Source organism: Bifidobacterium coryneforme, assembly GCF_000737865.1.
GTDB lineage: Bacteria > Actinomycetota > Actinomycetes > Actinomycetales > Bifidobacteriaceae > Bombiscardovia > Bombiscardovia coryneformis.
Genome location: NZ_CP007287.1, coordinates 724,384 through 745,721 on the forward strand (window position 1 = coordinate 724,384; position 21,338 = coordinate 745,721).

Below are 21,338 nucleotides of genomic sequence, written 5' to 3' on the forward strand. Positions count from 1 at the left end.
CGGACATTGGAGGTTTGATGGTCGCTATGGAAGGCAGCGTCTGCGGCAATGACGTGAGCGGCAAGGGGCCGTCTGAGCTGTCTTCCCGCGCCTTGGGGTGCGAGGTGAGCGACAATCCTCTCAATCCGCTGGCCCCCATCAGATGGATATGCCGGGCCCACCATCCCGACGAAGACCTCTCCATGCTCCAGAAGGCCTATGACCGTGCGGTCAGGCAACATGCCGACCAGAGGCGCAAATCGGGGGAGCCATACATCATCCACCCCCTTGCCGTGGCACAGATCCTGGCCGACCTGGGCATGGGGCCGACCGTGGTATCGGCGGGTCTCCTGCACGACACGGTCGAAGACACCGACTACACCCTTGACGAGTGCAGGGAGGAGTTCGGTGATACGGTGGCCGGTCTGGTCGATGGGGTCACCAAGATATCCAAGATGGACTACGGTGATTCGGCCCAGGCCGAGACCATCCGCAAGATGATCGTGGCCATGAGTCGGGATGTTCGGGTCCTGGTGGTCAAGCTGGCCGACAGGGTCCACAACGCCCGTACCTGGCGGTACGTAAAACCCTCATCGGCCCAACGTAAGGCCCGTGAGACCCTGGATGTTTACGCCCCTCTGGCAAATCGGCTGGGTATGAACGCCATCAAGACCGAGTTGGAGGAGCTCAGCTTCAAGACCCTCTACCCGAAGATCTACGACGAAATCGTGGTCCTCGTTTCCAGGCGGGCGGGGCAGCGTGAGGTCTATCTGCGGCAGATACTGGACGAAATCCATGAGGATCTGGACTCCCAGGGCATCGAAGCACAGGTGACCGGCCGCCCCAAGGATTACTTCAGCATCTACCAGAAGATGATTGTGCGGGGACATGACTTCGCGAACATCTATGACCTGGTCGGTGTCAGGATCATCGTCGATTCCATCCGAGACTGCTATGCGGCACTGGGCGCGGTCCATGCCCGTTGGTCGCCGGTTCCTGGCCGGTTCAAGGACTACATAGCCATGCCCAAGACCAACATGTACCAGTCCCTCCACACCACGGTGGTTGGCCCCGGGGGCAAGCCGGTCGAGATCCAGATACGGACCTGGGAGATGCATCGCAGGGCCGAGTTCGGCATCGCCGCCCACTGGAAGTACAAGGCGAACGGGACAGCCGGCAGGCAACTCTCCCAACCCGACCAGTCGGATGTCAAGCGCGAAAAGGAAGAAGTCAGTGAGCTGTCACAGGAGGACAACCTCAAGTGGATTCAGCAACTGGCGGACTGGACCAGCGAGACTCCCGATTCGGATGAGTTCCTGGGATCACTCAAGGACGATCTGGGATCTTCGGAGGTATACGTCTTCACCCCCAAGGGGAAGATAATCTCCCTGCCTGCGGATTCGACCCCTGTCGACTTCGCCTATTCGGTCCATACCGAGGTCGGGCACCGGACCATGGGGGCCAGGGTCAACGGGCGCCTGGTACCTCTCGACACCAAGCTCCAGAACGGCGACACGGTCGAGATTCTGACCAGCAAGTCCGATACCAACGGGCCATCCAGGGATTGGCTCAGTTTCGCCAAGAGTCCCAGGGCACGCAGCAAGATTCGTCAGTGGTTCAGCAAGGAACGTCGATCCGAGACCATTGAAGAGGGCAAGGACGACCTGATCAGGGCCATGCGCAAGCGCAATCTGCCTGTCAACACCCTCCTGACTCCGGAGGCCATGGTCGGGGCGGCAGACGAGCTGAACTTCCCGAACGAAGAAGCCGTCTATGCCGCCATCGGTGACGGGCAGATATCCACGCAAAACGTCATTTCACGACTGGTCCAGGATGCCGGCAGGTCCAACCTGGAAGACGAGGTGGAGCAGGAGGCCATCCCCCTGGGCCAGGTGACCAAGACCACCCACACGGAGTCCTCCCAAGGCATTTCCGTCAAGGGCGTGGACGATGTCTGGGTGAAGCTGGCCCGTTGCTGCACCCCGGTACCCGGGGACAGGATTGTCGGATTCATCACCAAGAACCAGGGCGTTTCTGTTCACCGGGCCGACTGTCAGAATCTTCTGGACCTGAAGAGCAAGCAACCCGAACGTATCATCGAGGTGGCCTGGACCAGCAAGCAGGGAACCTTCATGGTCCAGATTCAGGTCGAGGCCCTTGATCGGCCGCATCTGCTCTCTGACATCACACAGGTCCTCTCGGACCATGGCGTCAACATCCTGTCCGGCAGCCAGTCAACCGGTCGCGACCGGGTGGCCATCAGTCAGTTTGTATTCGAGATGGGCGACCCGCAGCATCTCAATACCCTCCTGGCAGCCGTCCGCAGGATTGACGGGGTCTTTGACGCATACCGTCTGACGGGCGCCAAGGATTCGGGTACCCCGCATATGCGCAGTTTTTAGAACAGGACATAAGTGAAGGGGGCCCGCACCTTACTACCGGTGCGGACCCCCTTTTAGGTTTGCCCTGAATCACGGGCGAGGAGAGCCGATTACTTGACTGCGCTCAGCCACTGTTCCTTGGTGGCCTTCTCGGTCTCCAATTGACGCTTCTTATCCGGGTCGGTCTCGGCGGCGATCTGCTGGTTGAGCTCTTCCAGCTGGGCCCTGAGCTGCCCCTCGAAACTGGACACGCGTGCATCGGTTTCGGGGTCGGACTGGTTCCAAGCGGCATCTTCCACGGACTTGATCTCCCTGTCCACCGCATCCATCCGGCCCTCGATGCGTCGGACGTCATCGCGGGGGACATATCCGATCTGGTCCCATTCCTCCTGGATGGAGGCCAGGGCCTGGCGGGCCTGCTTGGCTGCCTTGACATCCTTGACGGGCAGCAGGGCCTCCGCCTTGGTCAGAAGGGCTTCCTTTTTGGACAGGTTGTCCTTTTCATCGACGGAGGTCTTGTCGCGGTCGGCCTGCCTGGCGTTGAAGAAGACGTCGGCGGCCTGTCGGAAGCGGGCCCAGAGCTGGTCGTCATCCTGACGGCCTGCGCGCCCAGCCTGCTTCCACCGGTCCATGAGCTCATTGAACTCATGGGAGGTGGCGCCCCAATCGGTCGAATCCTTGATCTTATCGGCCTGGGCGATGATCTCTTCCTTGATGCGCTTGGCGTCGGAACGCTGGGCATCACGCTGCTGGGCCCACTTACGGCGTGCCTGATTGAATGTGGTCCGGGCTGAGGAGAAACGCTTCCAGAGGACATCCGCTTCGGCCTTATCGATGCGGATGGCGGTGCGCTGGTGGTTCTGCCACTGCTCGAAGAGGGAGCGGAATTTGTCGGCCGTGGAACGCCAGTTGGTCGATTCATCCAGGGAATTGGCCAGTTCCTCGGCCTTCTGAACGATGACTGTGCGCTCTTCGATGGCCTTGGCCATGGCGGCCTTTCGGGCCTCGGCCAGTTCCTCCTTCTTCGCCTGGCCCTGCTTGGTCAGGTCGTCAAGACGGGACCGGAGGGAGGCGATGTCGCCGACGACCTCAGGCTCCTTGATTTCCTCACCCAGGCTCTTGACCGACTCGTCAATCTCGTGAGGCTTGATCTTGGTGGTCTTGAGCCGGGCTGCGAAGAGGTCAAGCTTCTCCCTGATGTCCAGGAAGCGGCGAGCATAGAGGTTCAGCGCCTCATCCTTGGTGGCGTTCGGGAACTGGCCTACCTGGCGTTCTGTTTCACCCTCTTTGACGAACACATTGCCTTCGTCGTCCACCCGGCCGAAACTCTCGGCCTCTTTGATGTCCTTATCGGAGTATGTGGGTGTGCCGGGAGCGGGGGCCACCTGCGGGGTCTTCTTCGCAAAAGCAGCCGGTGTGGGGGCAGGACCTTCGGGTTTGCCCGGAGCAGGTACGGGCTTTCCGGCGGAGGCGGGTGCGGCTTCCGCAACAGGGGAAACCGGTGCTGCCGGTGCTTCGGGTGTTACCTCAGGCTCGGAGGGTGTCGGAGCTTCGGCTGTGGCAGTGGGCTCGGTGCCGACCTGGGGGGTGACGGCGGTTGCGTTGCCGCCCACCGCATTGTCTGTGCGCTGCTCCCCCTCGGGCATCTGGGTGTTCTCGGGTGTGGTGGCAGTCTCGTCGGCCATGGCCAGCTCCTTTAAGCTTGTGTGTTGGAGAGATCGCAGAATACGACGGTGCGTTTTCCTTGATTTCTTCTATTATAGGTTCTTATGGCAAAAGGCGCATCATTATCAGGATTTCCGGAATGGCTGCCCTCCCAGCGGGTGGTTGAGCAGCGGGTCATCGATACTCTCCGCAGGGTTTTTGAGCTCAACGGGTATATAGGCATAGAGACCAGGGCCGTGGAGCAGGGCGCCAGTCTGCTCAAAAAGGGTGAGACCAGCAAGGAGATCTATCTCCTTTCCAGGCTTCAGGATCTGGGCCAGGAAAAGGACGTGCCGGTCGAGAACCGCCTCGGACTCCATTTTGATCTGACCGTGCCCCTGAGTCGGTACGTGGTCGAGAACAGCGGGCAGCTGGTCTTCCCCTTCAAGCGTTGGCAGATTCAGAAGGTCTGGAGGGGGGAGAGGCCCCAGGAAGGCCGGTTCCGCGAGTTTGTCCAGGCGGATGTGGATGTGGTGGGCAATGGTGATCTTCCCGACCACTACGAGGTAGAGGTGCCGCTTGTCATGCTCAGCGCCTTGGAGGAGCTTCGCGCGTTCGGCCTGCCCAAACCCACGGTCCATGCCAACAACCGTAAGCTGTCCGAAGGGTTCTATCGGGGCATTGGGCTGACCGACATCGAGGGTGTGCTCCGCGAGATCGACAAGCTGGACAAGGTCGGGGCGGACGAGGTTGCCGACCTTCTGGTATCTGAGTGCGGTGCCGACCGGGAACAGGCCCGCGCCTGCCTGGATCTGGCCGAGTTGACCGCCCGGAACGGCGACCAGCTGCGCGAGCGGTTCGAGGACCTGGCCGACAGGGTAGGCATGGATAAGGGATCGGACTCCTATGCGTTGGCCATGGAGGGACTGGGAACCCTGGCTATGATCATTGACGAGGCCGATAGGATCAGACCCGGCGCGGTCATCGCGGACCTGAAGATCGCCCGCGGCCTGGACTACTACACCGGGTCCGTATATGAGACCTTCCTTGAGGGGGCCGAGTCCCTTGGTTCCGTTTGCTCCGGCGGTCGCTACGACAACCTTGCCTCCCAGGGCAAGAAGACCTATCCGGGTGTGGGCCTGTCCATCGGGCTCTCCCGACTCCTGTCGTACCTGCTGGCCCATGGGGCCCAGGCCTCGCGCGTCTCCCCGGCATCGGTCATGGTGGCCGTCTGGAACGAGGATGACCGCCCCGCCAGCAACCACATCGCCCAGGACCTCAGGGCCAGGGGGATAGCGGCGGACGTGGCACCGACAGCCGCCAAGATAGGCAAGCAGATCCGGTACGCCGACCATCTGGGTATCCCCTATGTCTGGTTCCCGGCCCAGGAAGACGGGGAAGAGGGCGACCAGGTCAAGAACATCATCACAGGAGATCAGGAACCTGCTGATTTGCTGTCTTGGACGCCGGATAGCGTATATGCCCGGCAGACAGTGGAATTCAAGGCCTGACACAGGGACAGGCGAGCACAATGGAGGAACGAGGAAGCATGGGCCGTTCGGCTTACAGAACCAGCTACGCCACGGAGGTCACCGAGGCCAGGATCGGAGAAGAGGTTACGGTCGCCGGTTGGGTGGATCGTCGTCGAGATCATGGCGGTGTGGCCTTCATTGATCTGAGGGACCGCTCAGGTCTGGTCCAGGTCGTCATCTACGACGAAGAGGTCGCCCGTCCCCTTCGGAGCGAGTTCGTCGTCCAGGTCAAAGGAATGGTGCGGGCCAGGCCCGAAGGCAACGACAACGACCATCTCACCACCGGTCATGTCGAGATCGTGGCCGATGCCATCACGGTGCTTTCCAAGTCCGATGCCCTGCCCTTCCAGGTCTCCACGGCCCTGGAGAACGAGTCCGAGAACAAGCTTCCCGGTGAGGATGTCCGCCTCAGGTACCGCTATCTGGACCTGCGCAGGCCCTCCATGCAGCAGGCGATTCGACTTAGGGCCAAGATGAACAAGGCCGCCCGTGCCGCCCTGGATGATATGGACTTCTGCGAAATCGAGACGCCCACCCTGATCAAGTCCACTCCTGAGGGTGCCCGTGACTTCCTGGTGCCGGCCCGCCTGTCTCCCGGTTCCTGGTATGCCCTGCCGCAGTCCCCCCAGCTCCTGAAGCAGTTGCTGATGGTCGGCGGGTTCGAGCGGTACTACCAGATAGCCCGTTGCTACCGTGACGAGGACTTCCGAGCCGATCGCCAGCCTGAGTTCACCCAGCTTGATATCGAGATGAGCTTCGCCTCGCAAGAGGATGTCATGGCCATGGCCGAGCAGGTCATCGCGTCCGTCTGGAAGGCAGCCGGCTTTGAGGTCAAGCTCCCCATCCAGCGCATCTCCTGGCATGATGCCATGGATAAGTATGGCTCCGATAAGCCTGACCTGCGCTTTGGCAACCAGATTGTCGAGTTGACCGATTACTTCAAGGACACCCCCTTCCGGGTGTTCCAGGCCCCTTACGTTGGTGCCGTGGTCTATAAGGGCGCCGCCGACCTGCCCCGCCGTCAATTCGACGCATGGCAGGAGTGGGCCCGACAGCGTGGGGCCAAGGGCCTGGCATATGTCCAGTTCTCCGAAGACGGTGTTCTCAAGGGGCCTGTGGCCAAGAACCTGTCGGACCAGGAGCGTGAAGGGCTCAAGGAGGCCGTCCATGCCGAGAATGGTGATGCCGTCTTCTTTGCCGCCGGTCAGCGTGAGGTGTCCCAGACCCTCCTGGGTGCCGCCAGGGTCGAGATAGCCCGTCGTCAGGGGCTGTTGAAGCCTGATGAGTTCGCCCTTGCCTGGGTTGTCGACTTCCCGCTCTTCAAGCCAACGGATGACCCGGAGGACGACGATGTGGCAGTGGGGCACTCCAAGTGGACCTCCATGCACCATCCCTTCACCATGCCTTCGGCAGACTGGATTGACAGGTTCGACCAGGATCCCGAGCATGCCATGAGTGATTCCTACGATATCGTCTGCAACGGCGAGGAGATAGGCGGCGGTTCCGTCCGTATCCACCGTGATGACATCCAGGACAGGGTCCTGAACGTGCTGGGTATCGACAAGGAAGAGGCCCAGGAGAAGTTCGGATTCCTGCTTGAGGCCTTCAAGTATGGTGCACCGCCCCACGCGGGCATCGCCTTCGGATGGGATCGGGCTGCGCAGATTCTGTCCGGGGCCGATTCAATCCGCGATGTCATCGCATTCCCCAAGTCCGGTGGCGGACAGGATCCGATGACCGGTGCCCCGGCTCCCATCTCCGATGACCAGCGTGCCGAGACCGGCGTCGATTACGACCCGGATGCAGAGGACGAGACCGACTGACGGTCGATTTCGTGCAGGGGAGGGGCCATCTGTTTCGGCCCCTCCCCATTGCTTTTCAGGGTGCTGGGTTATCCTTCCCGCTGATTCCCATGTTTCATTCGCATCTCCTCCTGAAATACACGCTCCTGCTCAATATGCGAGACTGGTTTTCCCGTTTCCCTTTTTGCTATTCAGCGGTTTTCCAAGGATTATCCGATTCGGCACCATCAACGCCTATCTGGAACCAACCTCGTTTCTTGCCTCCTAACAAACCTTGACTACACTGCCGTTTATGAGTGAAACCGAGACAAGAACAGCGCCTACCGTGGAAAGCCATGCCGGTAATGGCGTCTCAGCAGCCATGACAGCCACCAAGCCTTTGGTGGAACTGTCCCACGTCGAAAAGCACTTCGGGTCCCTGCATGTCCTCAAGGACATCAACCTGAAGGTCAACACCGGGGAGGTCCTGGTGGTGGTCGGTCCGTCCGGTTCCGGCAAGTCGACCATGTGCCGGACCATCAACAGGCTGGAGTCCATCGATTCCGGTGTCATCAGGATAGACGGCGAACCCCTGCCGCAGGAAGGTAGGGACCTGGCCAATCTGAGGGCCGAGGTGGGTATGGTCTTCCAGTCTTTCAACCTGTTCGCCAACAAGACCATCCTGGAGAACATGACCCTGGCGCCGATCAAGGTGCGCCATATGGAGAGGAAGGATGCCGAGGACCTGGCTATGGATCTCCTGGCCAGGGTCGGAGTGGAATCCCAGGCATCCAAGATGCCCTCCCAGCTGTCCGGCGGTCAGCAACAGCGGGTGGCCATTGCGCGTGCCCTGGCCATGAAGCCCAAGATCATGCTCTTTGATGAGCCCACCTCGGCCCTTGATCCTGAAATGGTGAACGAGGTGCTTGATGTTATGACCCAGCTGGCCCAGGAGGGGATGACCATGATCTGCGTCACCCACGAAATGGGATTCGCCCGCAGGGCAGCCAATCGAATCGTCTTCATGGCCGATGGTCGCATCCTCGAAGAGGACACCCCCGATGGCTTCTTCGACCACCCCAAGACCAAGCGCGCCCAAGACTTCCTCTCCAAGATACTCACTCACTGAGTCGAGTGAAGGCAAGACTTGAACAGTCATAGAAAGAACATGGAATGAAAGACAACATGCAAGGGATGGTGGTCCATGCCAGGCGGTTCTTACGCAACCTGACAGCGGCCCTGTGCGCCATGGCTTGTCTCTTCTCCCTGGCGGCCTGCGGGTCGGACAAGGGGGCCGGCAAGATTCGCATCGGAATCAAATTCGACCAGCCTGGAATGGGATTCAAGAAGTCCGGAACCTACGTGGGTTTCGACGTTGATGTGGCGACATACATAGCCAACAAGCTGGGGTATTCGGAAGACGACATCGTCTGGAAGGAGGCCCCTTCCAAGCAACGTGAGGCCATGCTTCAGAACGGTGACGTGGACATGATTCTGGCCACATACTCCATCACCGATGAACGAAAGAAGGCGGTCAGTTTTGCCGGGCCGTACATTGTGGCCGGGCAGGACCTCATGGTCAGGACGGATGACCACCAGATCAACGGGCCGGAGGACCTGAACGGCAAGCGCCTCTGCTCGGTGACCGGCTCTACGTCGGCCGTCACCGTCAAGCAGAAGTTCGCCAGCGAGGTCCAGCTCATGGAGCAGCCCGGATACGCCGAGTGCGCCACCGCGCTGTTTTCGGGGATTGTCGATGCCGTTACCACGGACGATATCATCCTGGCGGGCCTGGCCTCAGCCTCCCGCGGGCGGCTCAGGCTGGTCGGCAAGCCCTTCACCGAGGAGCGTTACGGGGTGGGCATCAAGAAAGGCGACAAGGAACTGGCAAAGAAGATCAACGCCGCTCTGGTGGATATGGAGGCCAACGGCTCCTGGCAGCGCGCCCTCGACAACAACACCAGGGGCACCCATTACAAGCCCAATCCCCAGTTCAATCCGCCCAAGCCTCAGGAAGGGGAGTGATCATGGGTTCCGTGCTTCAGCTATTCTCCGAGTACAACATACCGGGCGCCTTCTGGGTCAATATCCAGTTGACGCTTTGGGCTGCCCTCTTCTCGCTCATTCTGGGTGTGCTCCTGGTGGTCATGCGCATCTCGCCGATCTCCTCAATGAGGATCTTCAGCAAGGCCTATGTGGAGTTCTTCCAGAACATGCCCCTGACCATCATCATGGTCTTCATGGTCCTGGGTGCCTTTGCCCAGCTCAAGTTGAGTTTCTCGGACGTCTTTTCCGTGAACTTCTTCTGGCTGGCCGTGGTCGGACTGTCCTTCTACACAGCAGCCTTCGTCTGCGAGTCCCTGCGGTCCGGCATCAACACGGTTCCCCTAGGTCAGGCGGAAGCAGCCAGAGCCCTTGGTCTGAGCTTCATACAGTCGGCCTCTGAGATCATCCTGCCCCAGGCCTTCCGAGGATCGGTTGCGCCTCTGGGGAACACCTTCATCGCTCTCCTGAAGAACTCCACGGTGGCTGCAGCCGCGTCGGTGGCTTCGGAGAGCTCCTCCCTGATGAGCGAGATGATTGAGTACCATGCCAATTCCATCGTGGCGATCTTCCTGATATTCGCCATGGGATACGTTGTTCTGATTCTGCCCATCGGGGCCCTGACCACCTTCCTGTCCAACAAGCTAGCCGTGAGGAGGTGAACGGGATGGCACAGACAAACGAGAGTTCACTCCTCTTTGACCAGCCCGGTCCCAAGGGGCGTCGCGTCATTCGTATCGCCAATTTCGTCGCGGCGTTGGTTTTCGCACTGGTTATTGTCCTGATTCTGATGCGTCTGCACAATCCCCCGGGCGGGGAGAACCAGCTCAGTTGGGATCTATGGAAGCCGGCACTTGATTATGAGGCCTGGACGGACTTCTACCTGCCGGGCCTATGGCTGACACTCAAGGCCGCGGTCCTGGCAGTGATAGGCTCAGTCCTCTTCGGTTTCATCTTCGGCATAGGACGCCTCCTTCCCAGCGTCATCGTTCGAACGGTTTCCGGTTTTATCGTCGAGTTCTGCAGGGCCGTCCCCGTTCTGATGCTGATGATTTTCTTCTGGCGGTGGTTCGCCTTCTCCGGCATCAGCGAAGCCTCCTACTGGGCCGTTGTTCTGGGATTGATCCTCTACAACGGTTCTGTTGTGGCCGAGTTGATACGTTCCGGGGTGGGCAACCTGCCCAACGGACAGCGTGAAGCCTCCCTGGCCCTCGGTCTGACCAGGACCCAGTCGCTGATGCAGATAGAGGTGCCCCAGTCGGTCTACGCCATGCTCCCTGCGGCCGTGACCCAGCTGGTTGTGGTTCTTAAGGATACGGCCCTCGGTTCAATCATCATGTATACGGATCTGCTCCAGGAGTCTCGGCGGTTGGGATCCATGTACTTCAACATCCTCCAGACCCTGGTGGTTGCGGCCGTGGTCTACTTCTTCGTCTGCTTCCTTCTCTCGCATTTCGCGCGCTGGCTACCCAGGAAGATGCAGGAACGGACGGCGGCCCCATCTGATTTTGTGGAGCCGGTGGCACCCCTGGCCATCATGGATCCCTCGAATGTGAACCAGATCGCCGTGGCCAAGGAGGTCGACGAGGACAAGTACGGTGGCGCTCCCAGGCAGTACCATGAGCATCATCGGGGGTCCAACGCCTCCATCAAGCACTGGAAGAAGACCCGGTACATCCAGGGATACGACCGTACCCAGCCGGATACCCTGGTCGAGCCCAGGAGCATGGAGATATCCGATTTCCTCAAGCCACCTATCCCGTATAAGGACAAGAGGAACAAGGGGAAGAAGAAGGGGCGCGGTTCCAATGGCGCCTCCGATTCGTCCAGCAGGAAATCCTGAACCTGATTCCTGTCAGTGAGCCTCCGCCCCTGCCTGATCGATGTTGGCAGGCGGGGGCTTTTCCATGAGTCCGGCACCCTATGTGATTGCCGATGGATAGACTGGGAGTCATGTCTTTGTCAGAACATGTGCAACCCACCTCATCCACACCGGGGGAGACCTCGTCCAAGGAGCAAACCGGGGACCCTCTTCTCCTCGGCGACATGGTGCCGGAGTGGGGAGAGCCGCGCAATCTGACGGATGATGACATCTATGAGCGCTTCTTCCAATGGGTCGAATCCCGAGGCATCACCCCCTGGCCCCATCAGGAGGAGGCCATCCTCTCTTTGGTGTCTGGGAATCATGTCATTCTTGCCACTCCGACAGGTTCAGGGAAATCGATGGTGGCTCTCGCCATGCACTACATCGCCCTCTGCACCGGGAGGCGGTCATACTACACGGCGCCCATCAAGGCTCTGGTCTCTGAAAAGTTCTTCGATCTGGTCAAGGTTCTGGGTCGTGACCGGGTGGGGATGATTACCGGTGACACCCATATCAATACGGATGCGCCGGTGATATGCTGCACGGCGGAGATTCTTGCCAACCAGGCCCTGCGCGAGGGGCGTCATGCCGATATCGGCTGTGTGGCCATGGATGAATTCCACTACTACGGTGACCCCGATAGGGGTTGGGCGTGGCAGGTACCGCTCCTGACCCTCCCCGACACCCAGTTCCTGCTTATGTCAGCCACCCTGGGTGATGTCAGCCAAATTGCCGATGACCTGGAGCGGAAGACAGGATCGGATGTGGACATCGTTTCGGATGCCCCACGACCTGTACCGCTGTCATACAGATACGTTGATACACCCCTGCCGACAACGGTCGAATCCTTGCTGGAGAATCAGGACACTCCGGTCTACATCGTCCACTTTTCCCAGGATGCTGCCTTGGAGACCGCCCAGGCCCTGTCCAGTTCAGGGGTGTCGGACCGAAGGCAGCGTGATCGGGTCAAGGAGGCCATGGCCGGAACACGGTTCACGACGGCCTTCGGCAAAATACTGCAGCGGCTTCTCCGCACTGGCGTGGGAATCCACCATGCTGGCATGCTTCCCCGCTACCGCCGACTGGTTGAGCAGCTGGCCCAGGAGGGATTGCTCCCCGTCATCTGCGGTACGGACACCTTGGGAGTCGGCATCAATGTACCTATCCATACGGTCCTGCTGACAGGATTGACGAAGTTCGACGGGGCCAGGATGCGCAGGCTCCGGGCCAGGGAATTCCACCAGATAGCCGGGCGCGCGGGTCGGATGGGCTTCGATACCCAGGGCCTGGTCGTGGCCGAGGCGCCAGAGTACGAAATCGAAAACGCCAAGGCTGTGGCCAAGGCAGGCAATGATCCCAAGAAGCTGAAACGAATCAAAAAGAAGAAGCCTCAGGAGGGTTTCGTCACTTGGGGCGAGGGCACCTTCGACAAGCTGATCCACGCCAGCCCCGAAACCCTGACACCACACCTGAAAATCACCCATGCCATGGTCCTGAACGAGGTGGCTCAGGGTGGTGATGCCCGCGCCAGGGTGGAAGACCTCATTGAGGACTCCCGTCAAACGCCCCAGCAGAAGGAGAACCTCCAGGAGAGGGCCGACGAGATATTCCAGACCCTGACCGACACCGAGGTCATCGAAACGGAGCGGAACCCTGATGGTGGTCTTGACTACTACACCACCGTCGATCTGCCTGAGGACTTCGCTCTGGATCAGCCTCTTTCGCCGTTTCTTCTGGCCGCCCTGGAGCTGCTGGATCCCGATGATCCCTCGTACGATATGGACCTCATTTCCATGGTCGAGGCCACCTTGGAGGATCCCAGGCAGATACTCAAGGCCCAGCAGCGACAGGCCAGGGATGTGGTAATTCAGGAGATGAAAGAGGAGGGGCTTGAATATGAGGATCGGATGGAACGGCTCCAGGAGGTGACCTACCCCATGCCGATGGGGGATATGCTGGCAGAGGCCTTTGACCGCTATCGCAGGGACGTGCCTTGGGCCAACGACTATGAGATTCACCCCAAGTCCGTCCTGCGCGACATGGTTGAGACGGCCTCGGACTTCAACGGGTACATATCTCGCTATGGCATATCCCGGTCGGAGGGGACCCTCCTGCGCTACCTTTCTGATGCCTACAGGGCCTTGGACAGGACGGTTCCCGAAGAGTACCTGGACGAGCGCCTGGAGGATATCGTCTCCTGGCTTGGGCTGATTGTCCGATCGGTCGATTCCAGCCTGGTCGATGAGTGGGAGGCCGCAGGACGTACGGACTCTGACCAGGGGAGCGGTCTGGACGCAGCCCCGCCCAGCCAGGACGACCAGGTGGTCAGGGACCGGCGAGGGCTGACGGTTCTGGTCCGTAACGCCATGTTCCAGCGGGTGGAACTGGTCGCCAACGACAGACCCGAGCGTCTGGCCGAGTTGGACTCCGACTGGGGTTACGGCTTGCGGGCTTGGCAGGACACGCTGGATGACCTCTATGAGGCCCATGATGAGATACGGACGGATGCCCAGGCCCGGTCCACCGACTACTTCAGCATTAACCAGCAGGGGGAATCCAGGAATCACACCTGGAAGGTCCGCCAGATCTTCGACGACGTGGAGGGAGACCACGACTGGGGGATTGCCGGCATCGTAGACCTGGAAGCCACCCAGGAAAGCGGTCAGGTGGTATTCGGCGGCTATAGGGTCGGGCCCATCGAAGAACTCATGGCCCTCTGACCCGGACGGTTCAAGTGGCATCCCTGCATGGAGTGAACCGGTGTTCGGGCCGTCACATGTGCAGGCCCTCCTACTGAAAAACCAGGGAGGCCCCTGCTTCGGTTTCTGCAACCCGAAGCAGGGGCCTCCCTGTCCATGTGTCCGTCTGGTGTTCGTCAGGGCTTGGCACGGTTCTCGGACGAACGCCAGAGGCTGTGAATGAGGTGTTTTGTCATCAGAGCACTTTGGAGAGGAAGGACTGAAGCCTGGGGCTCTGGGGGTTCCCGAAAATCTGTTCGGGTGTTCCCTCCTCCTCGATCACTCCTGCGTCAGTGAAGATGACCCGGGATGAGACCTCCCTGGCGAATCCCATCTCATGGGTGACCAGGAGCATGGTCATGCCGCCCTCGGCCAGGGATCTGATGACTTCCAGCACGTCGCCCACCATTTCAGGGTCCAGTGCTGATGTGGCTTCATCGAAGAGCATGACGGCAGGATTCATGGCCAGGGCACGGGCGATGGCGACGCGCTGCTGCTGTCCGCCCGAAAGGTCGGTGGGGCGCGTATCGGCCTTCTCCTTGAGTCCCACAATCTCCAGGAGGTCCAGCGCCTGCTGGTAGGCGTCCTCCTTGGGGGTCTTGTGAATCATGCAAGGTGCCAGCATGATGTTCTCCGCCACGCTCATATTGGGGAAGAGGTTGAAATGCTGGAAGACCATGCCCACATGCTCGCGGACCTTGTCGATGTTGGTCTTGGGGTCGGATAGATCCATGCCGTAGACGGTGACCGATCCGGAACTGGGCATCTCCAGGGCGTTGACGCACCTCAGAAGGGTGGACTTGCCGGCGCCGGAGGGGCCGATGATCGAAATGACCTCGCCCGACTTCACCTCCATGTCGATTCCCTTGAGCACTTCGGTATTCCCGTAGCGCTTGTGAAGGTCCTTGATTCTGACGGCCACTCCGGTATTTCCCTGCTTGTCGCTCTGCTGGGTCTGACGGATTCGCCGGGTCAGCCGGCTGGTGTCCATGTCGGAATCCTCAAGCCCGCCAATGGCCTGGTTCAGTGCCTGATTCATCGGTTCATCCTCCTATCAAGGATATTGGCCAGCCATGTCAACAGGGTTATGGCCACGAAGTAGATGATGCCCACCATGAAGAGGGTCTCGGTAACGCGGAAGTTGGCCGCGTATATCTGCTGGGCCTGGTAGAGCAGCTCGCCGAACCCGATGGCCAGGAGGAGCGAGGAGTCCTTCAGCATGATGACCAGCTGGTTGATGATGGACGGGGTGGCGATGCGAACAGCCTGGGGAAGGATGACCCTGCGAAGGGCCATGCGCCGGGTGAGCCCCAGGGACCGAGCCCCCTCCATTTGTCCGGTATCGACCGACTGGATGGCTCCTCGGACGATTTCCACCAGGTAGGCACCGGAATTCAGGGCAAGGGTCAGGGCACCGGCAAGCCAGATGCTGATTTTATGGCCAATCAGCTGGGGAACACCCAGGTAGAAGAAGAAGGCCCAGACCAGGACGGGCGTACCCCGGAAAATCGCCACATAGATCCGTGCTATCCAGGAGAGGATCTTGTTGGGGCTGATTCGCCACAGGCCCAGAACAACGCCGATCAGGAGGGCGATGACAAAGGCCATGGCCGTAATCAGCAGGGTGTTCTTCAGGCCGAGCATCAGGGAGGGGAAGGACTGGCGGACCAGGCCGAAGAAGCTGAGTTTAGGTGCTGCGGCTTTCTTTCCGGAGCCGCTCTGACCCAGGTACTGCTTGAGGAGCTTGTCATAGCTGCCGTCGGTCTTCATCTTGGCCAGACCCTCATTGAAGGCGGCCACGAAGTCCTGGTTCTCACCCTTGTTGACGGCCACTCCGTATGAACCGCCCGGTACCTTTTCGGTAACGGTCTTGAGCCCGTTGCCCTGGGTTATGCCATAGGCCAGGACGGGGTAATCATCCACGACGGCCTGGGCGTTGCCAGACTTGACCATTTCGTACATGGTGGAAGACTGATCGACCGCCTTGATCGAGTAGCCGTACTTGTCTGCATTCCGCTTGGCGAAGGCTTCGCCCTCGCTGCCGGTCTTGACAGCGACAACCGCGCCCTTGAGGTCCTTGTATCCCTTGATCTCGTCGTTGCTCTTGGCAATGGCCATCTGTACGCCGGAATCGAAGTAGGGGTCCGTGAAATCATAGACCTGCTTGCGTTCCTCGGTAATGGTCATGCCGGCGATGACGGCGTCAGCCTGCTTGGAGGTCAAGGCTTGGAGGGCGGCATTGAAGCCCAGGGACTGGATTTCAACCTTGAACCCCTCCCGTTCGGCAATCTGCCGGATCAGGTCCATGTCGATACCGACCAGTTCGCCTGTGGTGTCGCGGAACTCGAAGGGGGCGAACGTGGTGTCCGTGGCGATTCTGAAGGTCTTCCCCTCGACCGCCTGAGAGACGGTGGACGCCTCTGCCGTCTCCCCGGTCGTCACCAGGGTTCCTGCCAGGGTGGCGGCACCCAACAGCAGCGACAGGAGGATCGCAACCCACCTGGGCAGGTTCAGGCTCCTGCCTTGATCATTCCTCAGAGACATCACGTGCATCCCTTCCTGACTGTACTGTGCCCCACAGGGGGCATGGATATGAAACGTGCGTTTCAAGACGTGCTGTACCGAATGGTACGCCCGGTAGGGGTTTCCGGGCTTGGCACGAGCTACATCAAGGCATATCTGTTCTGTTCACGCCTGTGAAGTAGAGCAATACTCTACTCGTCGATGGTTACGAACCGTTTAATTCGCGTATGGCGATACGATTTGCCATCGCTGCGGTCGGTCAGGCGCGCCTTGCCTGCCTGAGGTACCACCTATGCTGGAAGTAGCATCAGAGCAAACGAATCAGGTAAGCGTATGAGAGAGGTGCACCATGGTTGATGATCTGTTTCAGGCGGCAGATCCTCCGCAGGATCACACCCTGCCCCTGGCTGTACGGATGCGTCCGACCAGACTTGACCAGGTGCTGGGCCAGGACAAGGTCATCGCCCCCGGCACACCTCTGGAACGTCTGGCCCGGGCTGATCCGGCCAATAAGCTGACTGCACCCAGCTCAATCATTCTCTTCGGTCCTCCCGGGGTCGGCAAGACCACCCTGGCATACATCGTGGCCGGTCAGTCCGGAAGGCATTTCGAAGAACTCTCCGCTGTCACATCCGGAGTCAGGGAGGTTCGTGACGTCATTGCCCGGGCCCACGAGCGACTCGTCACCAGTGGCCAGGAGACGGTCCTCTTCATCGATGAGGTCCATCGATTCTCCAAGTCCCAGCAGGATGCCTTGCTGCCGAGTGTTGAGAACCGGGATGTGACCCTGATTGCCGCCACGACAGAGAATCCCAGTTTTTCCGTCATTGCGCCCCTGCTGTCACGTTCCGTGGTTGTCAAGTTGGAGGCCCTTGATGTGGAGGATGTCAAAACCCTGATCGAGCGAGCCCTGAAGGATGAGCGAGGACTCAAGAACCAGGTTCGCATGGATCCTGCGGCCCTGGATCAGATTGTCCGCTTCGCCGGGGGAGACGCCCGTCGATCGCTGACCATTCTGGAGGCGGCGGCCGGGGCTGTGACTCAGGACGGCCCCAGGGCGAAGGGGGCGAGGCGCCCCATTATCACCGCCGACGTGGTCTCCTCGGTGATGGATGTGGCCACGGTCCGGTACGACAAAAAGGGTGATGACCATTACGACGTGGCTTCGGCCTTCATCAAGTCCATGCGAGGGTCTGATGTGGATGCCTCCCTGCACTATCTGGCCAGGATGCTGAGGGCGGGGGAGGATCCCCGTTTCATTGCCCGGCGGATTATGATCGCCTCGGCCGAGGAGGTCGGTATGGCCTCTCCCGAGGTGCTTCAGGTAACGGTGGCGGCGGCCCAGGCCGTAGCCATGGTGGGGATGCCCGAGGCCCGGCTGATTTTGGCTGAGGCGGTCGTTGCGGTCGCGACGGCCCCGAAATCAAACGCCACCTATATGGCCATCAACGATGCGCTTGCCGATGTTGATGCAGGCAGGACCGGTCCGGTTCCCCTGCACCTGCGCAATGCACCCACCAAACTGATGAAGCAGTTGGGCAACCACGAGGGTTACCAGTACGCCCATGATGCTCCGGGTGCCGTGGCGCCACAGCAGTATATGCCGGACGATCTGGTAGGTCGTCGTTATTACCAGCCCAAGGACCGCGGGTATGAACACCAGCTTGGGCCTCGGCTGGAGGCCATCAGGCGGATACTGGATCAGGCTGATGGCTCACAGAGCGGGTCCGGTGACAGATAAGTCGTGATGGATTTGCCTGCGAATCGAGGATGGGTGATCGCTGCCTAGGCAACCTGTTCTTCCTGGTTGCTTTCTCTGGCTGTGAGAACGGCATCGATGCCGGGTGAGAGTCCTTGTATCAGGTGACCTCTGCGGCAGATAAGGGAAAAGACTGTGCCCGGACACAAAGAAGGAGCACAGCCTTTTCCGTGGTTCGGTGGCCCTCACGCATCGGCTGTGAGGAGTCGGTTGTAAACGCAACGCAACTCCTTATACAAGCCCTCGGGATCGATCTGAGGATTCTCATCGAAGAGCTCTGCCCACCAACCGTTGATTGCCTTGATCCTGTCCTGGGCGATATCGGAGCCTTTTTCGGTCAAGGTGATGACATTCACCCTACGGTCGGAGGGGTTCTGCTCACGGCTCACCAGGCCCTGCTCAATCAAGGCCTTCAGGTCACGAGCCAGAAGGCTGGGGTCGACGCAGAGATCACGGGCGATCTGCCGCTGACTCAGTCCCGGGTGGTCATAGAGGTGTATGATCAGGTCGTTTTGCGTGCCCCTGATTCCGTTGCTCTTGATGTACCTGTTGATGTTGTTTCTTGAGTGCCGGTAAATGCCGGCAATGCAGCCACTGAGGTTGTGGTATTGCTTCTTCCTGAGCATGGTTCAGTTGCCTTTCCCTAACCGATACGAACATGCCCCCCCCCCTCATGGGTATCATGCTGCCTTTCGTCTACTGCCGATGTTCCGACATGGCCAACCCCCCTGTTTTCCATGGCAAAACCGACAGAATAGCGACAATAGTACATACCGTGGAGTCTCGATGACAATAATCAAGTGATTGGCAAGTAATCTGACGAGCCCTACCGGAGATGTCAGGACTCGATTACCGGTGGACGTGCGGATTGCCAGGTCTGGGTTCAAGGGGAAAGATACCCTCGCTCCTGTCATTACTGCACGCTAGGGTTCACTTCGTTCTGAGCCCTGGTCAGGAAGGTTGGTATGCGGGTACTGGATTTCGATGGCACCATCTATGACGGTGAGAGCCTGCTCGACTTCTACTTCTTCACCCTGCGCCGGTACGGCAGCATGGTGAGGTTCGCCCCTGCCGCCTTGTACTACGCCATCAGGTACCGGCTCGGCAGGGTAACCCTGGAAGAGCTCGACAGGGCCATGCGCCGCATAGGCGGCAGGTATCTACAGCAGCTCACGTCCCGTCCCGATTTTGATATGGATCGATTGGTCAGCGAATTCTGGGACAGGAACATGAGCAAAATCATGGATTGGTACCGACCCCGTCAGGATGATGTCATCCTGACGGCGAGTTTCGATGTGGTGGCGGGAGAGGCGTGCCGCCGCCTGGGAGTGGGCCGATGCATCGGTTCGACACTCGATATGGAGACCCTGGAGGTCGGGTATCTCAACTTCGGTCCGGGCAAACCAGTTCATTTCATGGAAGCGGTCGGGGACGGTGCACGGATTGACTCCTTCTACACCGACAGCGACTTCGATGCCCCGATGGTGCAGCTGGCCAGGAAGGCATACCTGGTTGAGAGGGGATGCGTGCACCGCATCAAGTGACCCTTCGGAACAAGGAATCAGCCTTCGAATGGGTAGACCAGACCCCATTGCTGGCGAATCGAGTCCATCAGCTCCATGATGCGCAGGGTATCGTGGTGGGGCATCTCCGGGCACTCGGTCCGTCCGTCCAGGATGGCCTCGGCGGCGCTGGCCACCTCGTATTCGTATCCTGTCAGCTGATCTGGGATTGGATAACTGCGGATCTTTTCGTGCGTATTGTCGTAGAGGTCCAGGGATTCCACGTTGTTGATGTTCCCGCACATGAGGTAGCCCTCGCTTCCCCATATGGAGCCGAAGCGGTCACTGTTCGAAACCATGGAACTGGTTGCCACCCCCATGGACCCGTCCTGGTAGAGCAGGGTCGTTGAATTCTGGCTGTCGACCCCTTCGGGGCTGCGTACCCAGTCTGTGGTGATTCGCTCGATGGGCCTGGGCCCCATGATCATGTCGATGAAGTTGAGCGGGTAGACGCCCACATCGAGTAGGGCGCCGCCGGCAAGAGCGGGGTCGGTCATGCGGGCTTTTCCTGTGGTCACATAGCCCAGATTGCCGGTGACCGTCTGCACGGTGCCCAGATCGCCGGATGATACGATGCGGTCGATGATGGATCGTGAAGGCATGTAACGGGTCCAGATGGCTTCGGTGCAGAGGAGTCCTGTCTTCTGCGAGGTCTCGATCACCTGCCTGGCCTGCTTGGCGTTGGCTGTGAACGACTTCTCAACCAGGACGTTCTTGCCGGCCTCCATGCAGGCTACGGCCTGTTCCGCGTGCAGATTATGGGGGGTGGCGATGTAGACCAGGTCGACTTCGGGGTCCTCCAGGAGTTCCTGGTACGAACCGTATGGGTGCTCGAAGCCATACTGGGCTGCGAAGGCTCCGGCGCGCTCGCGGTCCCGGGAGGCCACGGCGTAGGGGGCCACAAGTCGGCTGTAGCGCTCATCCTTGGTCATCATGACCAGTGTCCTGGCCAGGGAGTGGGCTATGCGGCCGGCCCCCAAAATAGCCACGTTGACGTGCCTTCCCTTTTGCTGGGCTTCCTGCCGCCTGCCGTTCAATCTACTCATCCTTACTCCTTTGTTTGGATTGGTGCTTTTATCGATTCGTCTTGGCGATCGGGGTCGATGATGGCCTGATACAGCTCGTCCAGGGTCTTATCGCGGTGGGTGGCATTCAACTGGCATTCCCATACCGTGAAGACCCTCCATCCCATGGCACGCAGTTTGCTGCCCTGTTCCTGGTCCCGCTGACGGTTCCTTGTCAGCTTGGTGGTCCAGAATTCCACGTTCGATTTAGGGATGGAGAATTTGGCGCAGCCCTCATGCATATGCCAGAAACAGCCGTTGACGAAGACCATGGCCCGCCACTTGGGCAGGACCACATCGGGGTGGCCCGGGTACCTTTTGTCGTTCTTGCGGAAGCGGAGTCCGCGGGCGAAGAGGTAGGACCGGACCAACCGTTCGATGGAGGTCTCCTTGCCCCTGATGCGGGACATGGTGTAGCTGCGGGTGCCGGGTTTGTACTTGCTTGGAGCCACCTTCGAAGGCATACCC

Annotated in this window: 16 protein-coding genes; 10 read left to right on the forward strand and 6 right to left on the reverse strand. The window is 59.8% G+C overall.

Annotated elements, in window-relative coordinates; translation table 11 throughout:
• Positions 1 to 26: 26 nt before the first annotated feature.
• Positions 27 to 2,381: a RelA/SpoT family protein gene (locus tag bcor_RS02665; protein ID WP_051875789.1), complete on the forward strand. Its 2,355-nt coding sequence runs from the start codon at positions 27 to 29 to the stop codon at positions 2,379 to 2,381.
• Positions 2,382 to 2,470: 89 nt separating this feature from the next.
• Here bcor_RS02665 and bcor_RS02670 read toward each other — a convergent pair whose 3' ends face one another.
• Positions 2,471 to 4,006, reverse strand: coding sequence for a DUF349 domain-containing protein (locus bcor_RS02670; protein WP_420796644.1), 1,536 nt, complete (start codon positions 4,004 to 4,006; stop codon positions 2,471 to 2,473).
• A 123-nt stretch (positions 4,007 to 4,129) separates the two neighbouring features.
• Between bcor_RS02670 and hisS the strand changes: the two genes are divergently transcribed.
• From hisS to bcor_RS02705, 7 genes are all read left to right on the forward strand, one after another.
• Positions 4,130 to 5,515, forward strand: coding sequence for a histidine--tRNA ligase (gene hisS / locus bcor_RS02675; protein ID WP_033497137.1), 1,386 nt, complete (start codon positions 4,130 to 4,132; stop codon positions 5,513 to 5,515).
• Between the two features lie 38 nt (positions 5,516 to 5,553).
• A complete protein-coding gene (gene aspS / locus bcor_RS02680) occupies positions 5,554 to 7,359 on the forward strand; it encodes an aspartate--tRNA ligase (RefSeq protein WP_033497135.1) in 1,806 nt (601 codons plus the stop codon).
• A 340-nt stretch (positions 7,360 to 7,699) separates the two neighbouring features.
• Positions 7,700 to 8,446 (forward strand): amino acid ABC transporter ATP-binding protein, encoded by a 747-nt coding sequence (locus tag bcor_RS02685; RefSeq protein WP_033489936.1) that lies wholly within the window; start codon positions 7,700 to 7,702, stop codon positions 8,444 to 8,446.
• A 44-nt stretch (positions 8,447 to 8,490) separates the two neighbouring features.
• Positions 8,491 to 9,342, forward strand: coding sequence for a glutamate ABC transporter substrate-binding protein (locus bcor_RS02690; protein ID WP_414734081.1), 852 nt, complete (start codon positions 8,491 to 8,493; stop codon positions 9,340 to 9,342).
• A 2-nt stretch (positions 9,343 to 9,344) separates the two neighbouring features.
• Positions 9,345 to 10,022 carry an amino acid ABC transporter permease gene (locus bcor_RS02695; RefSeq protein ID WP_033497416.1) on the forward strand — a complete coding sequence of 226 codons (678 nt, stop codon included), beginning with the start codon at positions 9,345 to 9,347 and terminating at the stop codon, positions 10,020 to 10,022.
• 5 nt (positions 10,023 to 10,027) lie between these two features.
• Positions 10,028 to 11,203 carry an amino acid ABC transporter permease gene (locus tag bcor_RS02700; protein WP_033497133.1) on the forward strand — a complete coding sequence of 392 codons (1,176 nt, stop codon included), beginning with the start codon at positions 10,028 to 10,030 and terminating at the stop codon, positions 11,201 to 11,203.
• 203 nt (positions 11,204 to 11,406) lie between these two features.
• Complete coding sequence (locus tag bcor_RS02705) at positions 11,407 to 13,944, forward strand: DEAD/DEAH box helicase (RefSeq protein ID WP_051875624.1); 2,538 nt, start codon at positions 11,407 to 11,409, stop codon at positions 13,942 to 13,944.
• Positions 13,945 to 14,158: 214 nt separating this feature from the next.
• Here the strand turns inward: bcor_RS02705 and bcor_RS02710 are convergent, their stop codons facing one another.
• Positions 14,159 to 14,953 (reverse strand): amino acid ABC transporter ATP-binding protein, encoded by a 795-nt coding sequence (locus bcor_RS02710; RefSeq protein ID WP_081870408.1) that lies wholly within the window; start codon positions 14,951 to 14,953, stop codon positions 14,159 to 14,161.
• A gap of 44 nt (positions 14,954 to 14,997) precedes the next feature.
• On the reverse strand, positions 14,998 to 16,506 hold the full coding sequence (locus tag bcor_RS02715) for an amino acid ABC transporter substrate-binding protein/permease (protein ID WP_033497131.1): 1,509 nt from the start codon (positions 16,504 to 16,506) through the stop codon (positions 14,998 to 15,000).
• A 328-nt stretch (positions 16,507 to 16,834) separates the two neighbouring features.
• Between bcor_RS02715 and bcor_RS02720 the strand changes: the two genes are divergently transcribed.
• Entirely contained in the window at positions 16,835 to 18,226 is a 1,392-nt protein-coding gene (locus tag bcor_RS02720) for a replication-associated recombination protein A (RefSeq protein ID WP_033489941.1), read from the forward strand.
• A 203-nt stretch (positions 18,227 to 18,429) separates the two neighbouring features.
• Here bcor_RS02720 and bcor_RS02725 read toward each other — a convergent pair whose 3' ends face one another.
• Positions 18,430 to 18,870: a MarR family winged helix-turn-helix transcriptional regulator gene (locus bcor_RS02725; RefSeq protein WP_045921211.1), complete on the reverse strand. Its 441-nt coding sequence runs from the start codon at positions 18,868 to 18,870 to the stop codon at positions 18,430 to 18,432.
• A 339-nt stretch (positions 18,871 to 19,209) separates the two neighbouring features.
• On the opposite strand from bcor_RS02725, the gene bcor_RS02730 reads away from it, so the two are divergent.
• The gene (locus bcor_RS02730) at positions 19,210 to 19,788 is read left to right on the forward strand and encodes a haloacid dehalogenase-like hydrolase (protein WP_033497129.1); all 579 of its coding nucleotides are present in this window, start codon (positions 19,210 to 19,212) and stop codon (positions 19,786 to 19,788) included.
• Between the two features lie 17 nt (positions 19,789 to 19,805).
• On the opposite strand, the gene bcor_RS02735 is transcribed toward bcor_RS02730, so the two are convergent.
• Entirely contained in the window at positions 19,806 to 20,852 is a 1,047-nt protein-coding gene (locus tag bcor_RS02735) for a Gfo/Idh/MocA family protein (RefSeq protein WP_033497127.1), read from the reverse strand.
• 2 nt (positions 20,853 to 20,854) lie between these two features.
• Entirely contained in the window at positions 20,855 to 21,334 is a 480-nt protein-coding gene (locus bcor_RS02740; protein WP_033497125.1) for a very short patch repair endonuclease, read from the reverse strand.
• Positions 21,335 to 21,338 lie beyond the last annotated feature (4 nt).

Excerpts from the sequence above, each read along its gene's own strand:
- bcor_RS02685 (WP_033489936.1), top strand. The coding sequence starts at position 7,700 with ATGACAGCCACCAAGCCTTTGGTGGAACTGTCCCACGTCGAAAAGCAC.
- bcor_RS02715 (WP_033497131.1), bottom strand. The coding sequence starts at position 16,506 with ATGTCTCTGAGGAATGATCAAGGCAGGAGCCTGAACCTGCCCAGGTGG.
- aspS (WP_033497135.1), top strand. The coding sequence starts at position 5,554 with ATGGGCCGTTCGGCTTACAGAACCAGCTACGCCACGGAGGTCACCGAG.
- bcor_RS02740 (WP_033497125.1), bottom strand. The coding sequence starts at position 21,334 with ATGCCTTCGAAGGTGGCTCCAAGCAAGTACAAACCCGGCACCCGCAGC.
- bcor_RS02725 (WP_045921211.1), bottom strand. The coding sequence starts at position 18,870 with ATGCTCAGGAAGAAGCAATACCACAACCTCAGTGGCTGCATTGCCGGC.
- bcor_RS02705 (WP_051875624.1), top strand. The coding sequence starts at position 11,407 with ATGGTGCCGGAGTGGGGAGAGCCGCGCAATCTGACGGATGATGACATC.
- bcor_RS02720 (WP_033489941.1), top strand. The coding sequence starts at position 16,835 with ATGGTTGATGATCTGTTTCAGGCGGCAGATCCTCCGCAGGATCACACC.
- bcor_RS02695 (WP_033497416.1), top strand. The coding sequence starts at position 9,345 with ATGGGTTCCGTGCTTCAGCTATTCTCCGAGTACAACATACCGGGCGCC.
- bcor_RS02710 (WP_081870408.1), bottom strand. The coding sequence starts at position 14,953 with ATGGACACCAGCCGGCTGACCCGGCGAATCCGTCAGACCCAGCAGAGC.
- bcor_RS02690 (WP_414734081.1), top strand. The coding sequence starts at position 8,491 with ATGAAAGACAACATGCAAGGGATGGTGGTCCATGCCAGGCGGTTCTTA.
- hisS (WP_033497137.1), top strand. The coding sequence starts at position 4,130 with ATGGCAAAAGGCGCATCATTATCAGGATTTCCGGAATGGCTGCCCTCC.
- bcor_RS02665 (WP_051875789.1), top strand. The coding sequence starts at position 27 with ATGGAAGGCAGCGTCTGCGGCAATGACGTGAGCGGCAAGGGGCCGTCT.
- bcor_RS02735 (WP_033497127.1), bottom strand. The coding sequence starts at position 20,852 with ATGAGTAGATTGAACGGCAGGCGGCAGGAAGCCCAGCAAAAGGGAAGG.
- bcor_RS02730 (WP_033497129.1), top strand. The coding sequence starts at position 19,210 with ATGCGGGTACTGGATTTCGATGGCACCATCTATGACGGTGAGAGCCTG.
- bcor_RS02670 (WP_420796644.1), bottom strand. The coding sequence starts at position 4,006 with ATGCCCGAGGGGGAGCAGCGCACAGACAATGCGGTGGGCGGCAACGCA.
- bcor_RS02700 (WP_033497133.1), top strand. The coding sequence starts at position 10,028 with ATGGCACAGACAAACGAGAGTTCACTCCTCTTTGACCAGCCCGGTCCC.